Genomic DNA, 20253 nt, shown 5'->3' with positions numbered 1-20253 from the left:
TAGATTGTCGGAGAATAACAGTGAGGGTAGCCAGCTAATGATGACAGACCCTATTGCAGACATGCTGACACGAATTCGTAATGCACTGCAAATTGAACGGCCTTTTGTAGATATTCCTTCATCGAAAATCAAAGAAGCAATTGCTGCTGCTTTGCAACGTGAAGGATATATCTGGGATTATGAGGTGATCGAAAACAGTCCTCAAAATATTCTACGAGTGAATTTGAAGTATGGCCCTAACGGAGAACGGGTCATTCAGAAGATCCTTCGTGAGAGTAAACCCGGGCGTCGTTCATATCAGGACTTACGGTCAATGCCAGAAGTTTTGCAAGGGATGGGAATTAGTATTCTCTCAACAAGTAAAGGCGTACTCAGTAATCGTGAAGCCAAAAAAGAAGGTGTCGGCGGCGAGTTGCTTTGTACGATCTGGTAATACTAAGGTATTTAAGGCTGGCTGTTAGAGATCTGCAGCGTTTTAATTTAACTGGAATTTGAAGTTATGTCTCGAATCGGTAATAAACCAATTCCCGTTCCTGGTGGAGTGGAAGTTAAAATTGATAGCCCATCAATTTCCGTAAAAGGAAAACACGGTGAGTTATCCTTAGATTTTCACCCAGCTATGAATGTTGAGTTAGATTCGGAAACCAATGCCATTAAAGTTTCTCGTCCCAATGACGAACGACAAAATCGTGCATTGCATGGTCTAACACGTGCCTTAATTGCCAACATGGTTCAAGGGGTTGAATCTCCCTTTGTGAAAAAACTGGAAATTCAGGGAGTTGGTTATCAAGCGACTCTGAATGGTCAAAAATTAAGCCTGCAGGTGGGATTCGCCAATACGATCGTACTGGAAGTTCCCAAAGGAGTGATTTGTGAATTGCCGAACAACACAAGTATTGTTGTGACCTCGGCAGACAAACATGCTGTGGGTCAATTTGCGGCGAATATTCGTAGCGTACGTCCGCCTGAACCTTACAAAGGCAAAGGAATACGTTATGAAGGTGAATATGTAAGACGTAAAGCTGGTAAAGCCTTTGCGAGCTAATCGTTTTCAACAACTTGTTTGAATGTAGCTTGAGGCGGAACTGTTTTTTAAAAGATGACGGTAACATGAAATTACAAAAGACCCTGAAAAAGCAGAAGCAACGACGAGCGTTTCGTATTCGCAATACGGTTCGTAACACTGGTCGTATTCGTTTATCTGTTTATCGCAGTAACAATCATATTTATGCTCAATTAATTGATGACACCGCAGGTAATACACTGGTTTCAGCCAGTTCCAAAGACAAAAGTCTTGCCGGTGAACTCAAAAATGGCAGTAACATTGCTGCTGCCGAAAAAGTGGGTCAATTACTTGGTGAACGAGCCGTCGAAAAGGGAATTAAAGAAGTTGCCTTTGATCGTGGTCCTTATCGATATCATGGGCGCGTTGCAGCCTTGGCAGATTCTGCTCGAAAAGCAGGATTGGATTTTTAATAGAGACATCACTCAAAAAAACGAGTTGGAGAAGATATCGTGTCAAAAGAAGGTGGAAAGCAAACGCCAGAAACAGTCATCCAGATCCGTCGCTGTGCCTGCGTAGTCAAGGGGGGGCGTCGGTTTAGTTTTACGGCTTTAGTTGTCGTGGGAGACAAAGAAGGTCGTGTTGGCTGGGGATACGGAAAAGCGATCGAAGTTCCACTAGCCGTCGATAAAGCGGTTAAGCAGGCAAATCGAAGCATGATTCAAGTGCCCGTAGTCGAGCATACAGTACCACATGAAGTGGTCGGCCGTTTTGGTTCTTCAAGAGTATTATTGCTCCCAGCTCGTCCTGGTACAGGTATTATTGCCGGAGCTGGTGTGCGTGCCGTTGTGGAAGCAGCTGGAATTACTGATATTTTCACCAAGAGCCGTGGTTCCAATAACCCGATCAACGTAGTGAAAGCCACCATTGATGGACTCTCAAAATTACGAACCCGGGAAGATGTTGCACGTTTGAGAGGAGTTGAAGTCTAATGATAATTGATGATGTCCATCGCGGAATCAAAAAGCATAAAAAACGAAAACGAGTTGGTCGTGGACCGGGCTCAGGTCATGGCAAAACATCAACTCGTGGTCATAAAGGTTATGGAAGTCGTGCTGGTTCATCGCGTCGTACGAGCTTTGAAGGGGGACAGACTCCTCTGGCACTACGAGTTGCGAAGCGTGGGTTCAATAATAAACAGTTTGCGAAGAAAGTCGCTGTAGTGAATGTCTCCTCATTGGAGCAGGCATTTGAAAACGGCGCTGAAGTCACTCCTGAAGTACTGGCTGAAAAAGGCCTGGCAAAAGGACGCTTCGATCAAGTGAAGATTTTAGGTAACGGCGATCTCAGTAAAAAATTAACTGTGACCGCTCATTTGTTTTCCCAGTCAGCTGAGACAAAAATCCAGGCTGCCGGGGGTACTGTCAGTCGAATTTTGTCATAAGTTAATAATTCAAGGACTTGATTTCAGCAATCCGTTGCGAGACAAAAACATTCTGCCGTCAATCAAAGTTGATCTGAGGGCTTATATCACAAAGCGTTTGCTGAACTATGACACAAAGGACCGCCACCTATGCTCGGTAAATTATTAGTTCTGTTCAAAATTCCCGAGCTGCGTAGAAAAATCGTCCTCACATTGGGACTATTAGCCATTTACCGGATGGGATTCTGGATTGCCCTGCCATTCGTGAATCAGGCACAGCTCGCTAAAACACTGACTGACTTACAAAGTCAGGAAGGTGGAATTGGCCAGGTGATGCAGGTAATTTCTTTATTTTCTGCTTCTAATATTGGCCAGAGTACGATCTTTGGTTTGGGGATTATGCCCTACATTTCTGCCTCCATTATCTTCCAGTTGATGGGTACGGTCTATCCACCTCTGGAACGCCTCCAGAAAGAAGGGGAGGCTGGCAGAAAGAAAATTAATGAATATACACGTTACGCTACTGTCGTCATTTGTCTGGTACAGAGCTATTTTTGGATCTCCACGCTTTCGGGCGGCTTTGGCTCCGGTACCAGTTTGATTTTGGAAAAATACGATAACTTCTATTTCCATCTCGTCGCCACCATTACCATGACGACAGGAACCGTCTTCCTGATGTGGATCGGTGAACAAATCGACGCTTATGGAATTGGAAACGGGATCAGCTTACTGATTATGGCGGGTATTCTGGCTCGAATGCCTCAGGCAGGCTGGAGCTTAATAGAACCGGCGTTTGAAAAAGGAATTGCTTTAGGAACAGATACGGGAATTGACCGTTTATTGATATTGGCACTGGTGTTTGTCTTCGTAGTGGTCTGGGTAATTGCTATTACTCAGGGACAACGACGTATTCCGATCCAAAGTGCAAAGCATGTTCGAGGCAGAAAAGTCTCCGGCGGCCAACGTCAGTCACTGCCTCTGCGAGTCAACCAGGCAGGCGTGATGCCGATCATCTTTGCATCCAGTTTATTGATGTTCCCTTACTTTCTGTTTCATGCCATTAGCCAATGGTCCAGCTGGCCGTTTTGGGCAATGTTGGATGAAGCATTTCAGCCGATGAGTCGTGGCTTTATTTACACAATGTCTTACGTAGTATTGATTTACTTCTTCTGCTACTTCTGGACAGCGATTACATTTAACCCCAAAGATATGGCAGAAAACTTGAAAGATTATGGTTCTTTTATCCCCGGATATCGTCCTGGAGCGAGAACCGCCGCTTACCTGGAACAGGTGATGGTTCGCATTACCTATGTCGGGGCAGCATTTCTGTCAATTGTGGCAATTATTCCTACTTTGGTGTCGACTTGGCTGGGAGTCGATTTCCTGGTGGCGAGTTTTTACGGTGGAACCGGCCTTTTAATTGTAGTTTCCGTGGTATTAGACCTGGTCAATAAAATTGACAGCCATCTGGTGATGCGGAACTATTCAGGACTACTGGAGAGCGATCTGTAAAGAATAAACAAGCAAGTCACTGTGAAAATCGCCAAAAAAGGGGTGTGTCACTTGTCGATTTGCAATTGTGAAGTTTATAATTTCCTGATTCGCTCCGCTTCGGAAATAGTACAGGTTTGTTACGAAGCCGGAGTTTGCTCATTTTACGGGCATCATAAATTAAATGACACGGGTAGCAACAGATGAGCAGTAAATCGCCTATCGTTGTCTGCCCATAATCTTGAACCAAACTTATAGAGAAATCGTAATACGATGAAAGTCCGAGCTAGTGTTAAGCGGATTTGTGAAAGCTGTAAAGTCATCAGGCGAAAAGGGCGCGTGTATGTCATTTGCTCTTCGAACCCACGCCACAAGCAGCGGCAAGGGTAATCGTCTCAAGTAGAGTCTCTGTGATTTTTATGTTATCAGTTTTTACATCCAGCGGAGTGAAATAAAATGCCTCGTATTCTCGGTGTTGATATTCCAAATGAAAAACCTGTCTATGTTTCCCTTACCTATCTGTATGGGATTGGCAGTGTGACAGCGACCGATATTTGTCACAAATTGAATATCAATCCTCAGTTGAAAGCAAAAGATCTTACAGACGACGAATTAAGTCGGATTGTGAATCTGTTAGATACGGAATATTCCGTCGAAGGGCAATTACGCAGATCAACTCAACAGGATATCGCTCGTTTGCGAGACATTCAGTCTTATCGTGGAATACGACATCGACGCGGTCTTCCCGTACGCGGGCAAAATACTCAAACCAATGCCCGTACACGAAAAGGTGGAAAGAAAACCGTTGCTGGTAAAAAAGGTGTTAAGGATGCCCGCCACTAGGCCACAGTTCCTCGAGCCTGTTGGATTTTATCCTGCGAAGATTACTAAAATGTGTTCATAAAAAATGGTTACCATAAGTTTTGGTGACTGCGATTATAAAATATTCGAAATATTGAATTTCAGTTTCTGAAAACAGGGTGACAGAAACACCAGGAGTTTTAGAGTGGCTAAAGTCAAACGAAAAAAAGTGAAACGTCATATCACGAAAGCGGTTGCTTATATTAAAGCAACGTTTAACAACACCACTGTCACCGTTACCGATTTAAACGGAGATGTGCTCTGTTGGGCAACCGCAGGAACCTCTGGTTTCAAAGGCAGCCGAAAGAGCACACCTTTTGCAGCCCAGAGAGCTGCAGAAATCTGTGCTGAAAAAGCGGCAAAATTTGGTGTCAAAGAAATGGAAATTCGGGTTAAGGGACCCGGTTCCGGACGCGAAAGTGCTATCACTGGCTTACAGTCAGCGGGTATTACGATTCGGGCGATCGAAGACATTACTCCATTACCACACAATGGTTGTCGTCCACCGAAAAAACGAAGAGTCTGAGTAAATTCACTTCTTGTAACGAGGTGATTCACTTTTTACTTATGTAAAAAGATTTGGGTTAAAAATAACAAGAAATGTGATTTGATAATCATAATTCTATTGGCTGTGTTCTTTGGAGATTATTTCAATGCGAATCCGTTGGCGAGGACTGGAATTACCAAGCCGTGTCATCCCTGATCGGGACTCAATGACATCTACTTATGGTATGTTTGTAGCCGAACCATTTGAGCGTGGATTCGGAGCAACTATTGCCAACAGTTTACGGCGAATCCTGCTTTCCAGTTTGGAAGGTAGCTCCGTCACGCGTGTTAAAATTCAAGGTGTTCAACACGAATTCACAACCATTCCTGGAGTGGTTGAAGACATCACCGAAATTTGCTTGAATTTAAAATCGTTAATCGTCAAGAATTCCAGTTCCACTTCAAAAACATTGCGAATCGAAAAACACGAGCGTGGTGTTGTAACGGGAGCTGATGTCATTACCGATGATCAGGTCGAAGTGATCAATCAAGATCTTGTCATAGCAACAATGACAGACGATGTTCCGCTCAACATGGAAATTACCGTTGAAAATGGTCGTGGTTATACTCCCGCCTCTGAACATGCAGAACACGATATGGAAGTAGGCGTCATTCCTTTGGATGCCACTTTCTCACCAGTTGTTCGTGTTCGCTATAAGATTGAAGATACACGCGTTGGACAACGTACTAACTATGACAAACTGATTCTGGAAATCTGGACTAACGGAACTGTCAAACCAGATATGGCTCTGGTCGAAGCTTCCAAGATCCTGCGTAAGCACCTCAATCCCTTTATTACTTACCGAGAGCCCGGCCCAGAAATGCCACCAGAAGGTGGTCTCAAGGGTATGTTGGATACAACCGGCTATGCCCCAATTGACCTTGAGCTGGAAGAGAAACTCAACCAGAGTCTTGCTGAATTAAACCTCTCAGTACGTGCGACGAACTGTCTGGAATCCGAAGGAATTAACACCGTTCGTGATCTGGTAGGTAAGTCAGAAGACCATCTGTTACACGTTCGCAATTTTGGGGAAACCACTCTCGTCGAAGTCCGTGAGCGGCTAAGTCAGATTGGCCTACGTCTTGGTATGAAGATTCCTAATTCCTCATCACAACCGCGTTAATCTTGATGGATTCTCGCTTCGTCACAATACAATCAACGAGTCATTTACTCTTAGCAATCAGAAGAATTTTGAGTTAAGTCATGCGACACCGAATGAGAGGCCGTAAGCTAGGCCGTAACGCATCACATCGTAAAGCGATGTTCAAGAACATGGCCGCAAGTTTCATTAAGACGGTCAGAATTGACGAAGATGCAGAGAACGCTCCCAAGGTTTCCGGGCGTATTACAACGACCGTTCAGAAGGCAAAAGAACTTCGTCCGTTCATTGAGAAGTTGATTACGTTGGCGAAAAAAGCACAGCCGCACTTAGAAAAAGCCACACAATTTGCGACGTCTGCAGATAAAAACTCAAGTGAGTGGAAAAGCTGGCGGGAATCTGAGCAGTGGAATGAATGGAATCAGGCAATCGCACCTGCATTGAGCTACCGAAGACGGGCATTTTCTGAACTTCGCGATAACGAAGCAGTCGATATCCTGTTCGACGAACTTGCCGAGCGATTTGCTGAGCGTAATGGCGGCTACACCCGAGTTGTCCGATTGGCAACAGTTCGTCTCGGTGATGCTGGCGAGCAGGCAATCATTGAGTTTGTAGGTGAACGTGATCGGATTAAACCGAAGAAACGTAGTGCAAGTCTCGAAGAAAGTTCAGAAGCGACAGCTACTGATGAAGCTGAAACCGAAGCGACTGCAGAATCGGAAGCCGACACAGAAGAAGCCGTCGAAGATTCTGCGGAAACTGCCGCTGCTGAAGACGCCGAAACCGAAACAGAGGATGATTCAGAGAAAGAGAAATAAGCTGCTGAAGGCTCAAATTCGTCTATTCTGAAACGAATGTTCTCGCTAAAATTAACAAGCTAAGGGTATTTCAAAATGATAAATACTCTTAGCTTTTTTTACGCCCGCCAATGTGTTTCGGGCGAAAGAGCCCTCGGCTCATTCGACTGAAAGAGAGTTTGACGATTCTCATCACGTCGTTGTGAAGTTGTAGCAGAAAGGATTCTAGCTTGTATCCAACTTGATCGTAGCATCTTCAGGGCTGTTTAGATCTCGTAGAACAGCTTTACAATCGTTATATTTCAGTTGGACGCACTATAACACAGCATGTCAACGAAAAAGCCTTTTAATTTCAGTCATGCCATGTTTGACCTGTGCCGTGATATTGCACAGCGGATGCCCGAATTTCAGCATATTGACATGGACCGGGTTGCAGTAGCATTCGCTCAAGCACGCCGCAATGTGCCCTATGGAATGCAGGCTAAGTTAACCCCCCTGCGTTTCGAAAAGGGAGCGCTTCATACGACTCGATACGGTCGCAAGTGGACGGCGCAACGAGTTTACCAGGATCAAGAGGAAATGCTGTATATCCTGACGTTTTACCTGCCTCGCTTCTTGAATCATTCCTTCCAGGAAAAATTGATCACCGTTGTGCATGAACTGTACCATATCAGTCCTGCCTTTGATGGCGATATTCGCCGTTTGGAAGGCCACTATCACGTGCACTCACACAGTCAAAAAGAGTACGATGAGCAGATGGCGGTTTTTGTAGACCAGTATTTGAAACAGAAGCCTCCTGCAGAGCTCTTCTCATTTTTGAAATGTCGCTTTTCAACTCTACAAAAAAGACATGGTGGTGTCGTGGGATTGCAAATCCCTATTCCCAAACTGATTCCTATCGACGATTCACAAACTGCTTGAGATTAGTAACAAACCAAGCGCGCTAACAATCCAGGTTCCCCAAAAATCGAAGCCAGACAGACTTGCTTGCCAGAGCAAAGTGATCATCCATTATCTCTCAAATCAGCAATCGACATGCTCGAATAGGGCTCAACGATTTTTGCTGGAATGTCGTTATCAGGCCATGCTATAATCGCCCACTCGCGTTTGATTCAAATTTGACGAAGAGGGGAGACGATGATGCTGCAAAAGTCAAATTCTAGCTTCATAGTGGCCAAACGACTGATTCTACTCACCAGTGTGATCATCTCCGCAGGCTGCGGCTCGTCTGAGGTAGCCGATCGCACAGTTGATGAATTTCAAGCCTATGCTGCTACGGCGCTGCCAAGCTTCAGCGAATCAGAATTAAAAGCGTTTGCAACGGCCGTTGATCTGAACGGCGATGGTATCATCTCCAATACAGAATTCACCAATCGATTTATTGTTCTACGAGAGTTCACAGCAAATAATTCTCCCCAACCTGATTCACCGGCTAACCCGACTGAAGGACCAACCAATGATTTGAAAAGCGTGTCGACCGTAATTCCAGCGCTCACAAACTCGGAGCAGGCAACCGTGTTACTAATTACGGCCAACGAACTCGCAGCTGCCTGGAAGCCCTTTGCGGAGTGGAAAACACAGGGAGGTAAAGCCACAAAGATCATCACCGTTCAGAAGATTAAAGAAGACTATGAAGCTACAAATATACAAGAGAAAATCCGGCTCTGTGTACGCGATCATATTGACCGGCAAGGAACACGGTGGGTGGTTTTGGGCGGAGACAGCCTGTCTGGCGCGAATGGTCTGATTCCAGGCGGACATCGGACAATGCACGCACAGGAACCAGAGGGCATTCCAACCGATATTGTCTATTTGAGTAAGACGAATTGGGATGCCGATGGAGATGGGATCTATGGCGAGTGGGATGAAGATCGCAAGGCGATTTCCTATCCCGACGGTCAGATCGGGTTGGGACGCATCCCGGTGAGAACCGCTGATGATGTGAGGGCGTTTACAGAAAAAGTAATCGCTTACGAATCACGCTATCCCACTAATGATTTTGCCCGGCAAATGATCTACACCTGCACCGATAGTCCCGCTTATCCCAAAGTGCGTAAGAGTTGGGACAGTCACGTTTCCAAAGTCTGGAAGGAGGGTGAAGTCAATCGTTTCTTTTCAAGAGAGACACCGTGGGACAAGGACGACGAACCAGGGAGCTACGATCTCAGTGCCGAGAATCTGGTCTCCTTACTCAATAAGAAGACGACTGGGAAGCTGCATATCCATGGGCATGGTCATCTGCCAGCCTGGGTTCTTGAACGCTCGATGTTTACTGCGAAACATGTTGGTCAACTGAAGAATGACGGAGCGTATCCACTCATTACTACAGTCTCCTGCAATACCGGTGAGTACGACTCTGAGGATGATCCATCAATCGTTGAATCCATGATTCGTCAGCCCAACGGGGGGACGGTCGCAATCGTAGCTCCTATTCGAACCGGTAAACCGCACTTTCATAAGCCTTCCGACTTTCGTCTGATGGTCCTGGAGGGAAAGCTCGATGGAACAACAATGACAATGACACGGTACTGGTCTCATGGGCTAGGTAGCGGACTGACAACGGGTGAAGCTCTCATGAAGGCGAAGGCTGACATGACTGCCGATGCCGTTAAGACTGCCGGTTACCATCTCTGTATTTGTGAGTTGAATCTGCTGGGTGATCCCACTCTGGATATGCGAGCGAAGTCTCCACGAATGCCTCAAATCATCGCCCCAAAATCGGTGGATCAAGGCAAACAAACAGTAAACATCACAACGGATGCACCGGGGAGTACGGTCTGCTTGTGGAAAGGCAAAGAAGTCTATGAAGTACGCGCAGCCGATGCGAAAGGCAAAGCAACTTTTGACATCACAACAGAAACAACGGGAACACTGCTGGCAACGGTAAGCGGAGCCAACTTGAATCGAGTGACGGCACAAATCCAGGTGAAGTAGTCAGACAGGATTTGCGTTACCGAAAGCAAAATGACCAGGAATTGGTAGTCCGTCATTCAAAGTTGGTGGACTGCGCATGCAAAAGCCGACGATTCAATCACCCGGTTAGAATCATCGGCTCTGCAAGTGGGTAGTCTAAATCTTGGAGACTATTCAGATGCTGGTCCCGCACAGCGGATCAAGTGGTCGTGGTCGATGTAAACGACTTCTTTTGTTTGATCATGATTTGAGAAAGGAATGGGCCAGTCTGATCGAATTGTCTTGTCATAATACACGGTACACTTATAGTGACAGTGATGCTGGCGAGCAGGGCCGACCATGGGGAAGAAGCGGCATTCACCAATACGGTCAACGATAGGCTCTACAACCATACGCACATTGTTACGGGTTGTTTCAGCCAGGAACCAGACTCCGCCGCCGGTTTTGTCTGGTAATGCCCGAATGACTTCATCGGGACTTGGTGGATCAAGGCAGAAGAGAGGAGCGTGTTCACCTTCAACAGGGTCTAAAATAGGAACCTTGTCGTAGCGCTCTTCTTCCCAATATGTATCTTCAACCAACTGGGACCAATATGCGGTTACAGGGATTAAAGGAGTAGTACGCCAGAAAATTGAGCCGGCATATGTTACTTCGATTGCACCTTTGAGCAGCGTACATCCACTGGTATTAAGTGTTAATAAGCAGGCACAGCCCAAAAGCAAAGCACGGGTATATTGCTTCCCGATTTTGAACATCCTTCTTCCTCCGGGTGATTTTAACAAAGCTGTAATTTAATCGTAGCTTCGTATCAGTGTTAGAGAGCATCATGCTCTGGTAAGGAGATGTCATATTCTGTGTGAGAACATGACTCCATATTCTTCTTATCGGTCGGTTCGTTCAAAACTCTTGTGAAAATATGACGATTTTGACGATTTAACCGGCAAATAGTATGTCTCATAGATCTTGTTCTTTTGCAAAAACAAGCACTTCATGAAAAATGCCTTCCAGGAAACGATGCTTCCTGAAAGGCACTTTGCAATGTCATAGTCAACCGATCATTACCAGTTTTTGGGATTCATAAACCACCACCAGCGATTTGTACGTGGTCGGAAGTTTAATTTCCATGATCCATCATCCCATTCCAATTGAGCTTCTCTCCACCCCAATGGAACTTGTGGGTAAGGATAGAAAGGCCCAATGTAAGGGAAAGCACTTGCACTATACTCGCTTGGATAAGCAACTTGTGCATAGTTTGGATATTGTGCATAAGTTGGCCAGGCTCCATTTGGTAAGTGCGGACTATTGTAAACATTATTTGAAGCACCAATTCCAGGTTGAGGAGTCATTGCAGGAGCTCCAGCAGGACCGGGATGCGGGGCCTGATAGTTCATGTAGTTCGTAGGCTGGATCATTGAACGTTGTTGTGGAGCAGCTTGTGAGATCTGCAAACGATTTTCAACATTCCGTACCCCTGGAACTCGTTGGGCAATTTGAGTTGCCATTTGCTGTTCTTGAACGGACCCAATGGCTCCCTGTAGGATGGCAGTCCCATTTTTAAAGCGAATTTCTACATCATGAGCTGATGCCAGGACAGGTCCCAGAGATTTCGCAATTTGCTCAGCCATTTGCTGATTACTTGGAGCAGGACCCCGAGCAACCTGACCTGATACTCTCTGAATGTTTGAGACAGGCTTTTCAGCTGACTGTTCAAACTGTGCCTGGTTTAAAGATCCTTTCAAGAAGGGATCAGTAGCAGAAGCCTGTTGAATATCCGCAGGTTTCCGGAATGGATTCAGGCTTGATTTACTGGTTTCCCGGCCTAAAGTAGGAACTTGCCTACTCTGAGCTTCGCTGACTTCGAGCTGGTTGTCAACACGAGTGACACCCTTAATTCTAGAGATTAAGCTGGTTGCCTGTGCTTTCTGTGCAGCAGTCGGGATTTTACCCGAAAGTTTTGCGACGCCTTTATTATACTCGATTTCCATGTTGTAACCGGTCAGTCGAGCTTTTCTCAAAACGTCTGCAATTTCATTGGCGACTCTCTGATTATTAGAAAGTTTACCGGATACAGCGGTCGAGCTTGACTGTTCAGACTTCTTGCTGAAGAAATCCAAGGGCCCGGCCATTGTGATACCGGGAGTCACCGCCATGATCCCCAGCGTCAAGACCCACTTACGATACCGTTTCATGAACAACTCCGTTCCCAATTGAGTTTATGTTTTCGTCCATTAAATCATAGCTGTATCTTTTTGCCCCGCTTTACACAGTGAGTCATTCCTGCTGCGCAAACAAAACAATTAGATTGCTATCCTGATTGATCGGTTATCTTGGTCCGGTTAAATAAGTTATTCTGATTATTTCGAAGAAATTGGTTAAATGTTCTTGGGCTCTACAGAGATAAAATCCACACAAACCTTTATTTTCAATTGATTTATAGCTTTTTTTAGATGCTGACAAAAAAATTTCCTCTCAGTGGAACAGACAAAATAATGTGATATTATGATCAGTATTCAACCGTAAATAAGCTGACTTTACCTTACGAGAAATCACTTTCGTTTTATTGATTTGATTGGCAGATCATTGTAGCTGAATATTGTTAGTCAGAAATTCAAAAAAATGGCCTCTTCGTTCACTCATTACTTCCATGTCCGTAGTCATTCAGGAAATGAAATGGTATGCTAGTTGCCTTGCTAATCCTTGCAGGATGTTCCCATTTTCACTAAAGACCTATTTTACCAAAGAATAAACAATGGCACGAAAGTCTCCCAGTCGTCTGGAAATGCGCCGTCAGGCCGAAGCAGCCGAGGCTGATGCAAAAACATCTCCCAAGAAAAAAGCCGTCAAAAAGAAAAAGGCAGTACGCAAGAAAAAAGCAACAAAAACAGAGGTTCGACGGCGGCTGTTTTGGGGTGTATTCACAGGAAGCATGAAAGAAGAATCTCGTTTCTCTTATGACCAACGAGATGCAGCTGAAGAACGTATCGAACAATTACGTGCTAAAAACGCAAAAAAGCTGTATTTCATCCAGCCAATCAAAGAGCCTCTCGATGGTCAGGTTGCGGCGACAAAAGCTCCTGAAGACGATGCCAGTGACTTGGATGACGAAGAAGAAACTTTGAAAGTTCAAGACGAACCAGAAGTCATTGATGATGATGTTGACGAGATTGATGCGATTGATGATGAAATCGAAGTCGATGAAGAGATTGAGTGAGTTTGAATCTTCAAGCCGCTGTGAGAATTAGAGCAATCCCCATAATTCTGATATGAATTGTGGGGTTTTTCATTTGCCAATTCTATTTATAATCTGTTGTCGGAACTGGATACCACATATTGTTGATGTTAGTTGATCCAAACTTGATGGATGTGTTCTCCGCTCTTTCCATCCATGGTCATTTGAATCTTAATGACAGCAATACGATTATCCTTGATTCAATTGGTTTTGGAGACACTTTAATCAACCTGAAAACAAGCTAGTAGTAGGTTCGATATATGAAGACTCATTTGCTCGAAAAAAAGCAAAATCAGACACCGACTGTCCTTGCCTGGATCAGTATCTTTCTATTTCTACTCAGCATTTGTGCTTGTTCTCGAAATCCTGCCAGTGAAACGGGTTCAACGGCCACATCCAAAACAACAATTCAAGACGAGGACGTCTGGCAGGTCATTTATGTCAATTCTCAGCGAATAGGCTATGCCTATTCACAAACCCGCATTGAAGATCAGGCTGGCCATAAGGTCATTCGCAGTCAGAGTGATTCGTTCCTGAAAATTAAGCGATTTGGGCAAGTCATTAATATGGGGACCCACTTAAAAACGACTGAGAATACAAAAGGCGAACTATTATCGTACACGTTCGAAATGAAAAATCCGCCTGCCGAATCGACCGTTTCAAAAGGAGTTGTCGAAGACGGTAAATTAAAAATAAATACTCAGGTTGCAAACAAAGTTAAACAGTCTGAGTTGAAATGGAACCCTGCATTTCACGCACCTAGTTATCTGGAGCGTATTTTTAAAACATCTCAAATAAAACCGGGAGAAGAGAAATCCTTCTCAATGCTGCTGCCTGAATACAATAAAGTAACTGAAGTCAAACTTCTTGCCTTAGATTATGAAACAACAGAATTATATGGTGACCGTAGTGAAAACTGCCTGCATGTCAAAATGACGCAGTCTGCCTTACCGGGAATGATCGTCGATTTGTATGTGACTGAAGATGGAGAAATTCCCAAAACAGCAATGGACTTCCTGGGCTCATCCATGTTGACTTATACCGTGAGCAAAGAAATTGCATTGGAAGAGATTTCCGGTGAGGAACTCGATTTAGCGGTGCAAACACTGATTAAAGTCAAATCTCTCCCGCGTGCACATGACACGACAAAAGTGCTCTATAAAGTCACTCTCCCGGGTGAAGATCCGGCAAAGCTGCTAGCAACAGGCGAAACACAACAAATCAAGAGCCTTGATAAGAACAGTATCGAGTTAACAGTATCCAAAGCCCCTGTTCCCACTCAGTTCCCGAAAAGTAAAGTCGGATCAGAGTTTGTCACCCCCACTCAATTCGTTCAATCAGATGATCCGCGCATTATCAAATATGCGAAAGAGGCTGTGAAATCTGAGAAAAATCCGTGGAAACAGGCGCTCTTGATGGAACGTTATGTTTACAAGAATTTGAGAAAAAAGAATTTTTCGACAGCATTGGCTTCGGCAGCTGAGGTGGCCAAAAACATGGAAGGGGATTGCACCGAACACGCCGTTTTATTAGCAGCCATGTTACGAGCACAAAATCTGCCTTCTCGTGTCGCGGTAGGAATGGTTTATATTCCAAATCGTTCCAGCTTTGGCGGACATATGTGGACGGAGGTGTTTCTGGATAATCGCTGGATTCCACTCGATGCGACTTTGGGAAAAGGGGGGATTGGGGCAGGGCACATTAAGCTCACCGATTCCAGCCTTGCGGATAATGCCCCCGCGCCGTTGACGATCTTCCTGCCTCTACTTCAAACAGTCGGTAAACTTTCCATCGAAATCATCGATTCTACCCCGAAATCGAAGTGATGAATCAAGAATGATGAATCGGAATCATCGATCTGTCTCTTGTAAGTCTTACATTTTGTGGGTCAATCCGAGGGAATTTACATTGCAATTCTTGCAATTTTGCATCGAGCAAAAAAAATCGCCAAGAAAACAAGAAACGAATTCTACTTCTTTTCAGGCATTTCAGCGCACATTCCTAAAATAACAATACTCTTTTGGTTGGGATTGGCACGCTTGCTGCTTTATCTGTGCGTTGGGTAAAGAGAGAGACCCATCGGACTTTAAAGAGTTGAGAGACTTTAAAGTTCAAGAGAAAAGAGAGAGACAATCCCACCGACCCGTGGAGGCGGGTCAGCCCGTTCTGGGCCACTCCAAAACATCATCCCCATCTTGAGAGCCGAGAGAATTCCCGTATTCTCTCGGCCCTTTCTATTTACGGACGAGAGCATACGGATAAGACTCACACGTTTCACACTGGTGCTCTGCAGAATGACAACTGAAAAATGAATCAAATGGCGTCCGGCAATGCAGGGAGTTCCCACTCCTCGTCACTTTCATTATCGCGCAATGCATTGAAGGCGGCGCGTTGTTCAGCCTCTTTTTTGGTCGAACCCCAGGCAGGTTCGTATCGATGCGCACCAATGATTGCAGTGACTTGGAAAAATTTAGAGTGATCCGGTCCTTTTTCATCCAGTAACTCATAAACGGGAGTTTCAGAGAACTTTTTCTGTGAGTATTGTTGCAGCAGGCTTTTATAATTAAATCCATGCGTCGAACGGGACGCTTTATGATTCTCGCGTTCAACCAGAGGGTCTAAAAAAGTGTGCACCGGCTCGATTCCCCCATCCAGGTAGATTCCAGCGATAATGGCTTCAAACATCCCTGCCAAAAGTGATTCAGGCAAGGTTTCCGTCATCGCCAGTCCTTTACCCACAAAAATAAATCGATCCAGATCCTTTTCACGGGCCAGTCTGGTACAGGTATTGCGACTGACAACGGCTGACTTAATCCGGGTCAATTCCCCCTCAGGGGCATTGGGAAACTGATGATAGAGCTTTTCGCAAACAATTGAGCCTAGAATGGAGTCCCCCAAAAACTCCAGGCGTTCGTTAGAATCAGTCCGGGTCTTTGCAGCAGAAGTGTGAGTTAAACAGCACTTTAACAATTCCAAATCCGAAAATTGGTAACCCAGATTCTTTTGACACTCTTCCAGGAGTTGATCGATCTCTTTAGGATTGAGATCGTACAGCATAAAAGGGTCTCCTCTTACTTCATGGTATTGAGGAAAATCAAATGATCAACCAATTTTCAACGGAACGGGGCTGCAATGAGCCTTGGGGTGTATTACCTAAGTATTTGCCAATATTAACATTAGTGTAGGTAGGAGGAAAACAAAAAAATGACGTTTCATACGATTGGTTGAGAAATATTCAGGTTTTCAGGCTTTATAATCAATACTCGTCACTTATTAATGAGCTCTTGAAGCCATAAAAGTGATCTTTTTTTCGAAGGGTTCCCAACAGATTAACCTCTTCCATCCGTAGTATTACTAGTTCAGCCGCTTGATGAATTAATCAAAAAGCTAAAAAGATGTGCACACATCCGGATCATGTTTTCTCGAACCGAGTTGACTTGATCTCAGCTATTTCAATCTGAAACAGAGTTATTTTTCGAGCAATTTTGGGATTTGAGCTACGTTACTTATTTTGTATTAATTCCATAAAAGAGATAGCCATAGGCGTATCTTGAAAGCCGTTTAATGTAGGAGGGTATTTACATGAAAGCGTTAACAGCAAACCGAAACTGGATGTTCGCTATGATTGGTAGCGCATGTCTGGTCGGTGCAGCAGTAGGGATGGCTCAAAAAGATTCGAGCTCAGATGTCCCTACAGCCGCAACCGTACAAGATCTCTCGAATGTATTCCGTGAAGTCAGCAAAAAAGCGATGCCTTCAATTGTCGCAATTGAAACAGTTGGCAAGACTTCAAAAGTCTCTGGTGAAAACCTGATGCCGTTTGGTGATGATTCTCCGTTTCAGGATCTGTTCCAAAATGATCCTCGATTCAAAGACATGTTTAAACAGTTTAAGAATCAGCCTCGACGGTCTCCCCGACGAATGGGATCCGGTTCTGGATTTATCATCAATAAATCAGGGCTCATCATGACAAACTCTCACGTCGTTCGTGGGGCAGATGTCGTTAAAGTCACTTTAAACGACGGTCGTGAGTTTACCGCGAGTGACATTCGTATGGACCCTCGTTCTGACATCGCGGTCATTAAAATTGACGATGCGAGTAACCTGCAAGCGATTCCCATGGGTGATAGCACTAAAATGGAAATCGGTGACTGGGTACTGGCAATCGGAAACCCATTCGGTATTGGTATGAGTGTGACCAATGGTATCATCAGTGCAAAAGGTCGTGGTCCGGGAATCAATGACCGGGAAGACTATTTACAAACAGATGCCGCAATTAACCCTGGTAACAGTGGTGGTCCACTCTTAAACCTTAAGGGTGAAGTCATCGGTGTCAATACTGCCATCTCCAGCCGTAGTGGTGGATATGATGGGGTTGGTTTTGCCATTCCTGTGAATATGGCACGATGGGTGTCTGGTCAGTTAATCGACCACGGTCAGGTGAAACGATCATTCCTGGGTGTAGGAATCCAACCAATCAGCAATGATCTGGCGAAATCCTTTGACATCAAGGTAGGTCAGGGAGCCATCATCACTCAGGTTATGGAAGGTTCACCAGCTGAAGCAGGTAAATTGCAGACAGGTGACATCATCCTGAAATTCGCAGGAAAGGATGTATCCGGACCTCGCAACCTGCAGGGTATTGTTGAACAACTGGTTGTTGGTAAGTCTTACGTGATGGAACTTTTGCGAGATGGCAAACGCATCACGCAGAACATCACAATGAAAGAAATGCCAAAGAGTTTCTCTGTTGCAAAAGATGAAAAACCACTTGATGGTTCTAAAAAAGAGAAATCCAAAACCAGTGTTAATGATCTCAATATTGAAGTTCAACCCTTAACAAGCGAACTGGCGAATCAGCTGGGATATTCCGACAATGTCAAAGGAGTCGTTATTACTTCTGTCGAACCTGGAAGTGCTGCTGAAGAAGCTGGTTTGATGAAAGGCATGATCATTGAAAAAATTGGAACTACTGAAGTCTCTTCAATGGATCAGTTTAATCAAGGATTGAAAGAGGCCAAAGACAAGAAGAGTGTGTTGCTGTTGGTAAGAAACAACAGTGGTGCCCGTTTTGTTGTGGTCCCGAAGTAGTTTCAGGATTGTACTCTCCTGAAAGTGTGACTGGTACAAGTCTCTGACTCTGGAGACTTGTGCCAGCACCATCAGCGGAAAGATTGTCCTCATTGATAATTCCTCACCGCATCGTATATGCGGTTCCGCGTAACGTCTCGATGGTATTCTTGGAGTGCCGTCGAGGCGTTTTTTATGGCAAGCGGGAACTGGGAACACCGAACACAGTTGAAATCGAGATCAACTGGTGGGGAGTGATTCTTTATTTTCTGAAGGCTTTTCTGGCTGGATCTGATCACTATTAAACACGACTTCAATCAGTGTTGTGACTCCTCGATGAGATTCCGGATGATAGCCTTTGCGCATTTGTAATCTCCAGACAAGATCACCTTTCAGAGAATCAATGCCTGCTTCATCAGTGGCGACATAAGTCTCGAAACTCTGACCCGGTTTCAAATTTTGTGGTTTGGCTTCCTGGTTGATGTTCTGTCCCTTCAAATTCCATTCCCAGGATGGAGGCATGTCATAAACTAAAACACGCTCTCCGTTCGTCTTTTTTTGATCCACCCTGCTGACAAAGTTATTCGCCCGCAAATGAGAATCGGGAGTTTTCCCGGGAACACGAGTTAACAGCAGTTTTTGATCAAGGGGTTCAAAAGTCTGATCATCAGAAACATTTTCAAATCGCAAGTAGAGCTTGAGCACATCCTCAGTAGGTGGGCGAGTTTTGGTTGTATCTCCGGTGTAATGTTCGAACTCAATGGGACCTCGTGTGACTCGTAAAGGAGTGACCTTGATATTACCGAAACGCCGTCCTGGCCCACCCAGTTTCAATGTATGCCCTGCCGGTAAGGTAGCGTGTTCAGGAACTAGCTGGAGCGCAATTTCGTCATTTTTTACGGGTGGTTTCAGATCGGGAAGACTTTCCAGTTGATGCGGGTCTCCAAGGTATTTGGCATATAACAAGAGAGCCACCATGATCGTGGCAGCGATGGCATAAGTAAGCGTGAGTGTAAACAATCTCCTGGAGACCACTTTTTGTTTGCGGTATTCCTGTTGAACTTCAGGGGTTTCAGGTTCGGAACCAGCTTCGATCGTTTCTTCTGTTGTTGTCGTTTCCTCTGGAGGGGATTCTTTAGAAGTTGTTGTTTCAGTGGTCGCCTCTGGATTGACTGATTCGGCCTGTTCTGTTGAAACGACTTCTTCTGTTGAATCCGTTTCCTCTTCCTCATCAACGCTCGGCATTTCTGATGTGATTACCGTTGAATCATTCTCAGCGTTTTCAGAATCGTCGTTGCCACCGGGAAGAAACGAAAAGTTGGTCGCTTCCCGTACCGTTTGATTTTTGTCTGAAGTGCCATTATTTCCTCCTGGAAGAAAGGCGAAAGGAGACTCTGTTTCGACTTCTTCCGGAGTGCTTTCTGAATCACCATTCTCCAGATCTTCTTCTGCCTCTGACTGACTGCCATTTACTTCGGTTTCTTCCTGATTAGTATTGAGATCAGTAGAGATATCAGACTCGTTGGATGAGGTTTCTGAATCGGCCAACGTTCCCTCGGGCTCCTCATTGGTAACTTCATCCAGATCTTCTGTAATCAGAACGGGTTCGTTGGTCTCAGGATCCACTTGCAGGTGCATTTGGCACAGCGGACATTCAACGACTTCTGACACGTCTTCGATTTGGATGGCCCCGCCACAGGCAGGACAAACGACTTCAATACTCATCCATTTCTCCGGTTTATTTCTTTCACACTTTACTGATTTCAATTGAATGCATGGACTAGCGAATTTGAAATTTCATCATTTCAAATCTGGTTCTC

General features: G+C 44.9%; 20 protein-coding genes. 16 read left to right on the top strand and 4 right to left on the bottom strand.

All coding sequences use genetic code 11. The features are described 5' to 3' along the window. Positions 1-37 precede the first annotated feature (37 nt). The 13 genes from rpsH (at position 38) to V144x_RS02365 (ending at position 10155) form a co-directional block, all read left to right on the top strand. The gene (gene rpsH / locus V144x_RS02425) at positions 38-433 is read left to right on the top strand and encodes a 30S ribosomal protein S8 (protein ID WP_144980875.1); all 396 of its coding nucleotides are present in this window, start codon (positions 38-40) and stop codon (positions 431-433) included. A gap of 66 nt (positions 434-499) precedes the next feature. After that, positions 500-1045 (top strand): 50S ribosomal protein L6, encoded by a 546-nt coding sequence (rplF, locus tag V144x_RS02420; protein ID WP_144980871.1) that lies wholly within the window; start codon positions 500-502, stop codon positions 1043-1045. Between the two features lie 65 nt (positions 1046-1110). Then, positions 1111-1476 (top strand): 50S ribosomal protein L18, encoded by a 366-nt coding sequence (rplR, locus tag V144x_RS02415; RefSeq protein WP_144980868.1) that lies wholly within the window; start codon positions 1111-1113, stop codon positions 1474-1476. A 39-nt stretch (positions 1477-1515) separates the two neighbouring features. Beyond that, positions 1516-1995 (top strand): 30S ribosomal protein S5, encoded by a 480-nt coding sequence (rpsE, locus tag V144x_RS02410; protein ID WP_144980865.1) that lies wholly within the window; start codon positions 1516-1518, stop codon positions 1993-1995. Further along, positions 1995-2447, top strand: coding sequence for a 50S ribosomal protein L15 (gene rplO, locus V144x_RS02405; protein ID WP_144980862.1), 453 nt, complete (start codon positions 1995-1997; stop codon positions 2445-2447). The genes rpsE and rplO overlap by 1 nt, the downstream gene beginning before the upstream one ends. Positions 2448-2576: 129 nt before the next feature. Continuing rightward, the gene (secY, locus tag V144x_RS02400) at positions 2577-3938 is read left to right on the top strand and encodes a preprotein translocase subunit SecY (RefSeq protein ID WP_144980859.1); all 1362 of its coding nucleotides are present in this window, start codon (positions 2577-2579) and stop codon (positions 3936-3938) included. 252 nt (positions 3939-4190) lie between these two features. Next, a complete protein-coding gene (gene rpmJ, locus V144x_RS02395; protein WP_144980856.1) occupies positions 4191-4307 on the top strand; it encodes a 50S ribosomal protein L36 in 117 nt (38 codons plus the stop codon). A gap of 66 nt (positions 4308-4373) precedes the next feature. Then, the gene (rpsM, locus tag V144x_RS02390) at positions 4374-4760 is read left to right on the top strand and encodes a 30S ribosomal protein S13 (RefSeq protein ID WP_144980853.1); all 387 of its coding nucleotides are present in this window, start codon (positions 4374-4376) and stop codon (positions 4758-4760) included. A gap of 163 nt (positions 4761-4923) precedes the next feature. Beyond that, on the top strand, positions 4924-5304 hold the full coding sequence (gene rpsK / locus V144x_RS02385; protein WP_144980850.1) for a 30S ribosomal protein S11: 381 nt from the start codon (positions 4924-4926) through the stop codon (positions 5302-5304). A gap of 127 nt (positions 5305-5431) precedes the next feature. After that, complete coding sequence (locus tag V144x_RS02380) at positions 5432-6448, top strand: DNA-directed RNA polymerase subunit alpha (protein WP_197993175.1); 1017 nt, start codon at positions 5432-5434, stop codon at positions 6446-6448. Positions 6449-6528: 80 nt separating this feature from the next. After that, positions 6529-7242: a bL17 family ribosomal protein gene (locus V144x_RS02375; protein ID WP_144980847.1), complete on the top strand. Its 714-nt coding sequence runs from the start codon at positions 6529-6531 to the stop codon at positions 7240-7242. Positions 7243-7548: 306 nt separating this feature from the next. Then, the gene (locus V144x_RS02370) at positions 7549-8142 is read left to right on the top strand and encodes a putative metallopeptidase (RefSeq protein ID WP_144980844.1); all 594 of its coding nucleotides are present in this window, start codon (positions 7549-7551) and stop codon (positions 8140-8142) included. 216 nt (positions 8143-8358) lie between these two features. Continuing rightward, positions 8359-10155, top strand: coding sequence for a C25 family cysteine peptidase (locus V144x_RS02365; protein WP_144980841.1), 1797 nt, complete (start codon positions 8359-8361; stop codon positions 10153-10155). Positions 10156-10304: 149 nt separating this feature from the next. On the opposite strand, the gene V144x_RS02360 is transcribed toward V144x_RS02365, so the two are convergent. Beyond that, positions 10305-10889: a hypothetical protein gene (locus V144x_RS02360; RefSeq protein ID WP_144980838.1), complete on the bottom strand. Its 585-nt coding sequence runs from the start codon at positions 10887-10889 to the stop codon at positions 10305-10307. 303 nt (positions 10890-11192) lie between these two features. After that, complete coding sequence (locus V144x_RS02355) at positions 11193-12323, bottom strand: BON domain-containing protein (RefSeq protein WP_144980835.1); 1131 nt, start codon at positions 12321-12323, stop codon at positions 11193-11195. Between the two features lie 560 nt (positions 12324-12883). Here V144x_RS02355 and V144x_RS02350 point away from each other — a divergent pair. Continuing rightward, the gene (locus V144x_RS02350) at positions 12884-13345 is read left to right on the top strand and encodes a hypothetical protein (protein ID WP_144980833.1); all 462 of its coding nucleotides are present in this window, start codon (positions 12884-12886) and stop codon (positions 13343-13345) included. A 278-nt stretch (positions 13346-13623) separates the two neighbouring features. Next, a complete protein-coding gene (locus tag V144x_RS02345; protein ID WP_144980830.1) occupies positions 13624-15189 on the top strand; it encodes a transglutaminase-like domain-containing protein in 1566 nt (521 codons plus the stop codon). Positions 15190-15676: 487 nt separating this feature from the next. On the opposite strand, the gene rnc is transcribed toward V144x_RS02345, so the two are convergent. Next, positions 15677-16420 (bottom strand): ribonuclease III, encoded by a 744-nt coding sequence (gene rnc / locus V144x_RS02340; protein WP_144980827.1) that lies wholly within the window; start codon positions 16418-16420, stop codon positions 15677-15679. A 525-nt stretch (positions 16421-16945) separates the two neighbouring features. On the opposite strand from rnc, the gene V144x_RS02335 reads away from it, so the two are divergent. Beyond that, positions 16946-18454: a Do family serine endopeptidase gene (locus V144x_RS02335; RefSeq protein ID WP_144980824.1), complete on the top strand. Its 1509-nt coding sequence runs from the start codon at positions 16946-16948 to the stop codon at positions 18452-18454. 219 nt (positions 18455-18673) lie between these two features. Here V144x_RS02335 and V144x_RS02330 read toward each other — a convergent pair whose 3' ends face one another. Further along, entirely contained in the window at positions 18674-20158 is a 1485-nt protein-coding gene (locus V144x_RS02330) for a hypothetical protein (RefSeq protein ID WP_144980821.1), read from the bottom strand. Positions 20159-20253 lie beyond the last annotated feature (95 nt).

This window comes from Gimesia aquarii, assembly GCF_007748195.1.
Classification (GTDB): Bacteria; Planctomycetota; Planctomycetia; order Planctomycetales; family Planctomycetaceae; genus Gimesia; species Gimesia aquarii.
Note: the sequence above shows the minus strand (reverse complement) of the source record. Positions and strands in the feature narration are given on the sequence as shown.

Coding starts and splice junctions, on each gene's coding strand:
- rpsH (WP_144980875.1), top strand. CDS start 38: ATGATGACAGACCCTATTGCAGACATGCTGACACGAATTCGTAATGCA.
- rplF (WP_144980871.1), top strand. CDS start 500: ATGTCTCGAATCGGTAATAAACCAATTCCCGTTCCTGGTGGAGTGGAA.
- rplR (WP_144980868.1), top strand. CDS start 1,111: ATGAAATTACAAAAGACCCTGAAAAAGCAGAAGCAACGACGAGCGTTT.
- rplO (WP_144980862.1), top strand. CDS start 1,995: ATGATAATTGATGATGTCCATCGCGGAATCAAAAAGCATAAAAAACGA.
- secY (WP_144980859.1), top strand. CDS start 2,577: ATGCTCGGTAAATTATTAGTTCTGTTCAAAATTCCCGAGCTGCGTAGA.
- rpmJ (WP_144980856.1), top strand. CDS start 4,191: ATGAAAGTCCGAGCTAGTGTTAAGCGGATTTGTGAAAGCTGTAAAGTC.
- rpsM (WP_144980853.1), top strand. CDS start 4,374: ATGCCTCGTATTCTCGGTGTTGATATTCCAAATGAAAAACCTGTCTAT.
- V144x_RS02380 (WP_197993175.1), top strand. CDS start 5,432: ATGCGAATCCGTTGGCGAGGACTGGAATTACCAAGCCGTGTCATCCCT.
- V144x_RS02375 (WP_144980847.1), top strand. CDS start 6,529: ATGCGACACCGAATGAGAGGCCGTAAGCTAGGCCGTAACGCATCACAT.
- V144x_RS02370 (WP_144980844.1), top strand. CDS start 7,549: ATGTCAACGAAAAAGCCTTTTAATTTCAGTCATGCCATGTTTGACCTG.
- V144x_RS02365 (WP_144980841.1), top strand. CDS start 8,359: ATGATGCTGCAAAAGTCAAATTCTAGCTTCATAGTGGCCAAACGACTG.
- V144x_RS02360 (WP_144980838.1), bottom strand. CDS start 10,889: ATGTTCAAAATCGGGAAGCAATATACCCGTGCTTTGCTTTTGGGCTGT.
- V144x_RS02355 (WP_144980835.1), bottom strand. CDS start 12,323: ATGAAACGGTATCGTAAGTGGGTCTTGACGCTGGGGATCATGGCGGTG.
- V144x_RS02350 (WP_144980833.1), top strand. CDS start 12,884: ATGGCACGAAAGTCTCCCAGTCGTCTGGAAATGCGCCGTCAGGCCGAA.
- V144x_RS02345 (WP_144980830.1), top strand. CDS start 13,624: ATGAAGACTCATTTGCTCGAAAAAAAGCAAAATCAGACACCGACTGTC.
- rnc (WP_144980827.1), bottom strand. CDS start 16,420: ATGCTGTACGATCTCAATCCTAAAGAGATCGATCAACTCCTGGAAGAG.
- V144x_RS02335 (WP_144980824.1), top strand. CDS start 16,946: ATGAAAGCGTTAACAGCAAACCGAAACTGGATGTTCGCTATGATTGGT.
- V144x_RS02330 (WP_144980821.1), bottom strand. CDS start 20,158: ATGAGTATTGAAGTCGTTTGTCCTGCCTGTGGCGGGGCCATCCAAATC.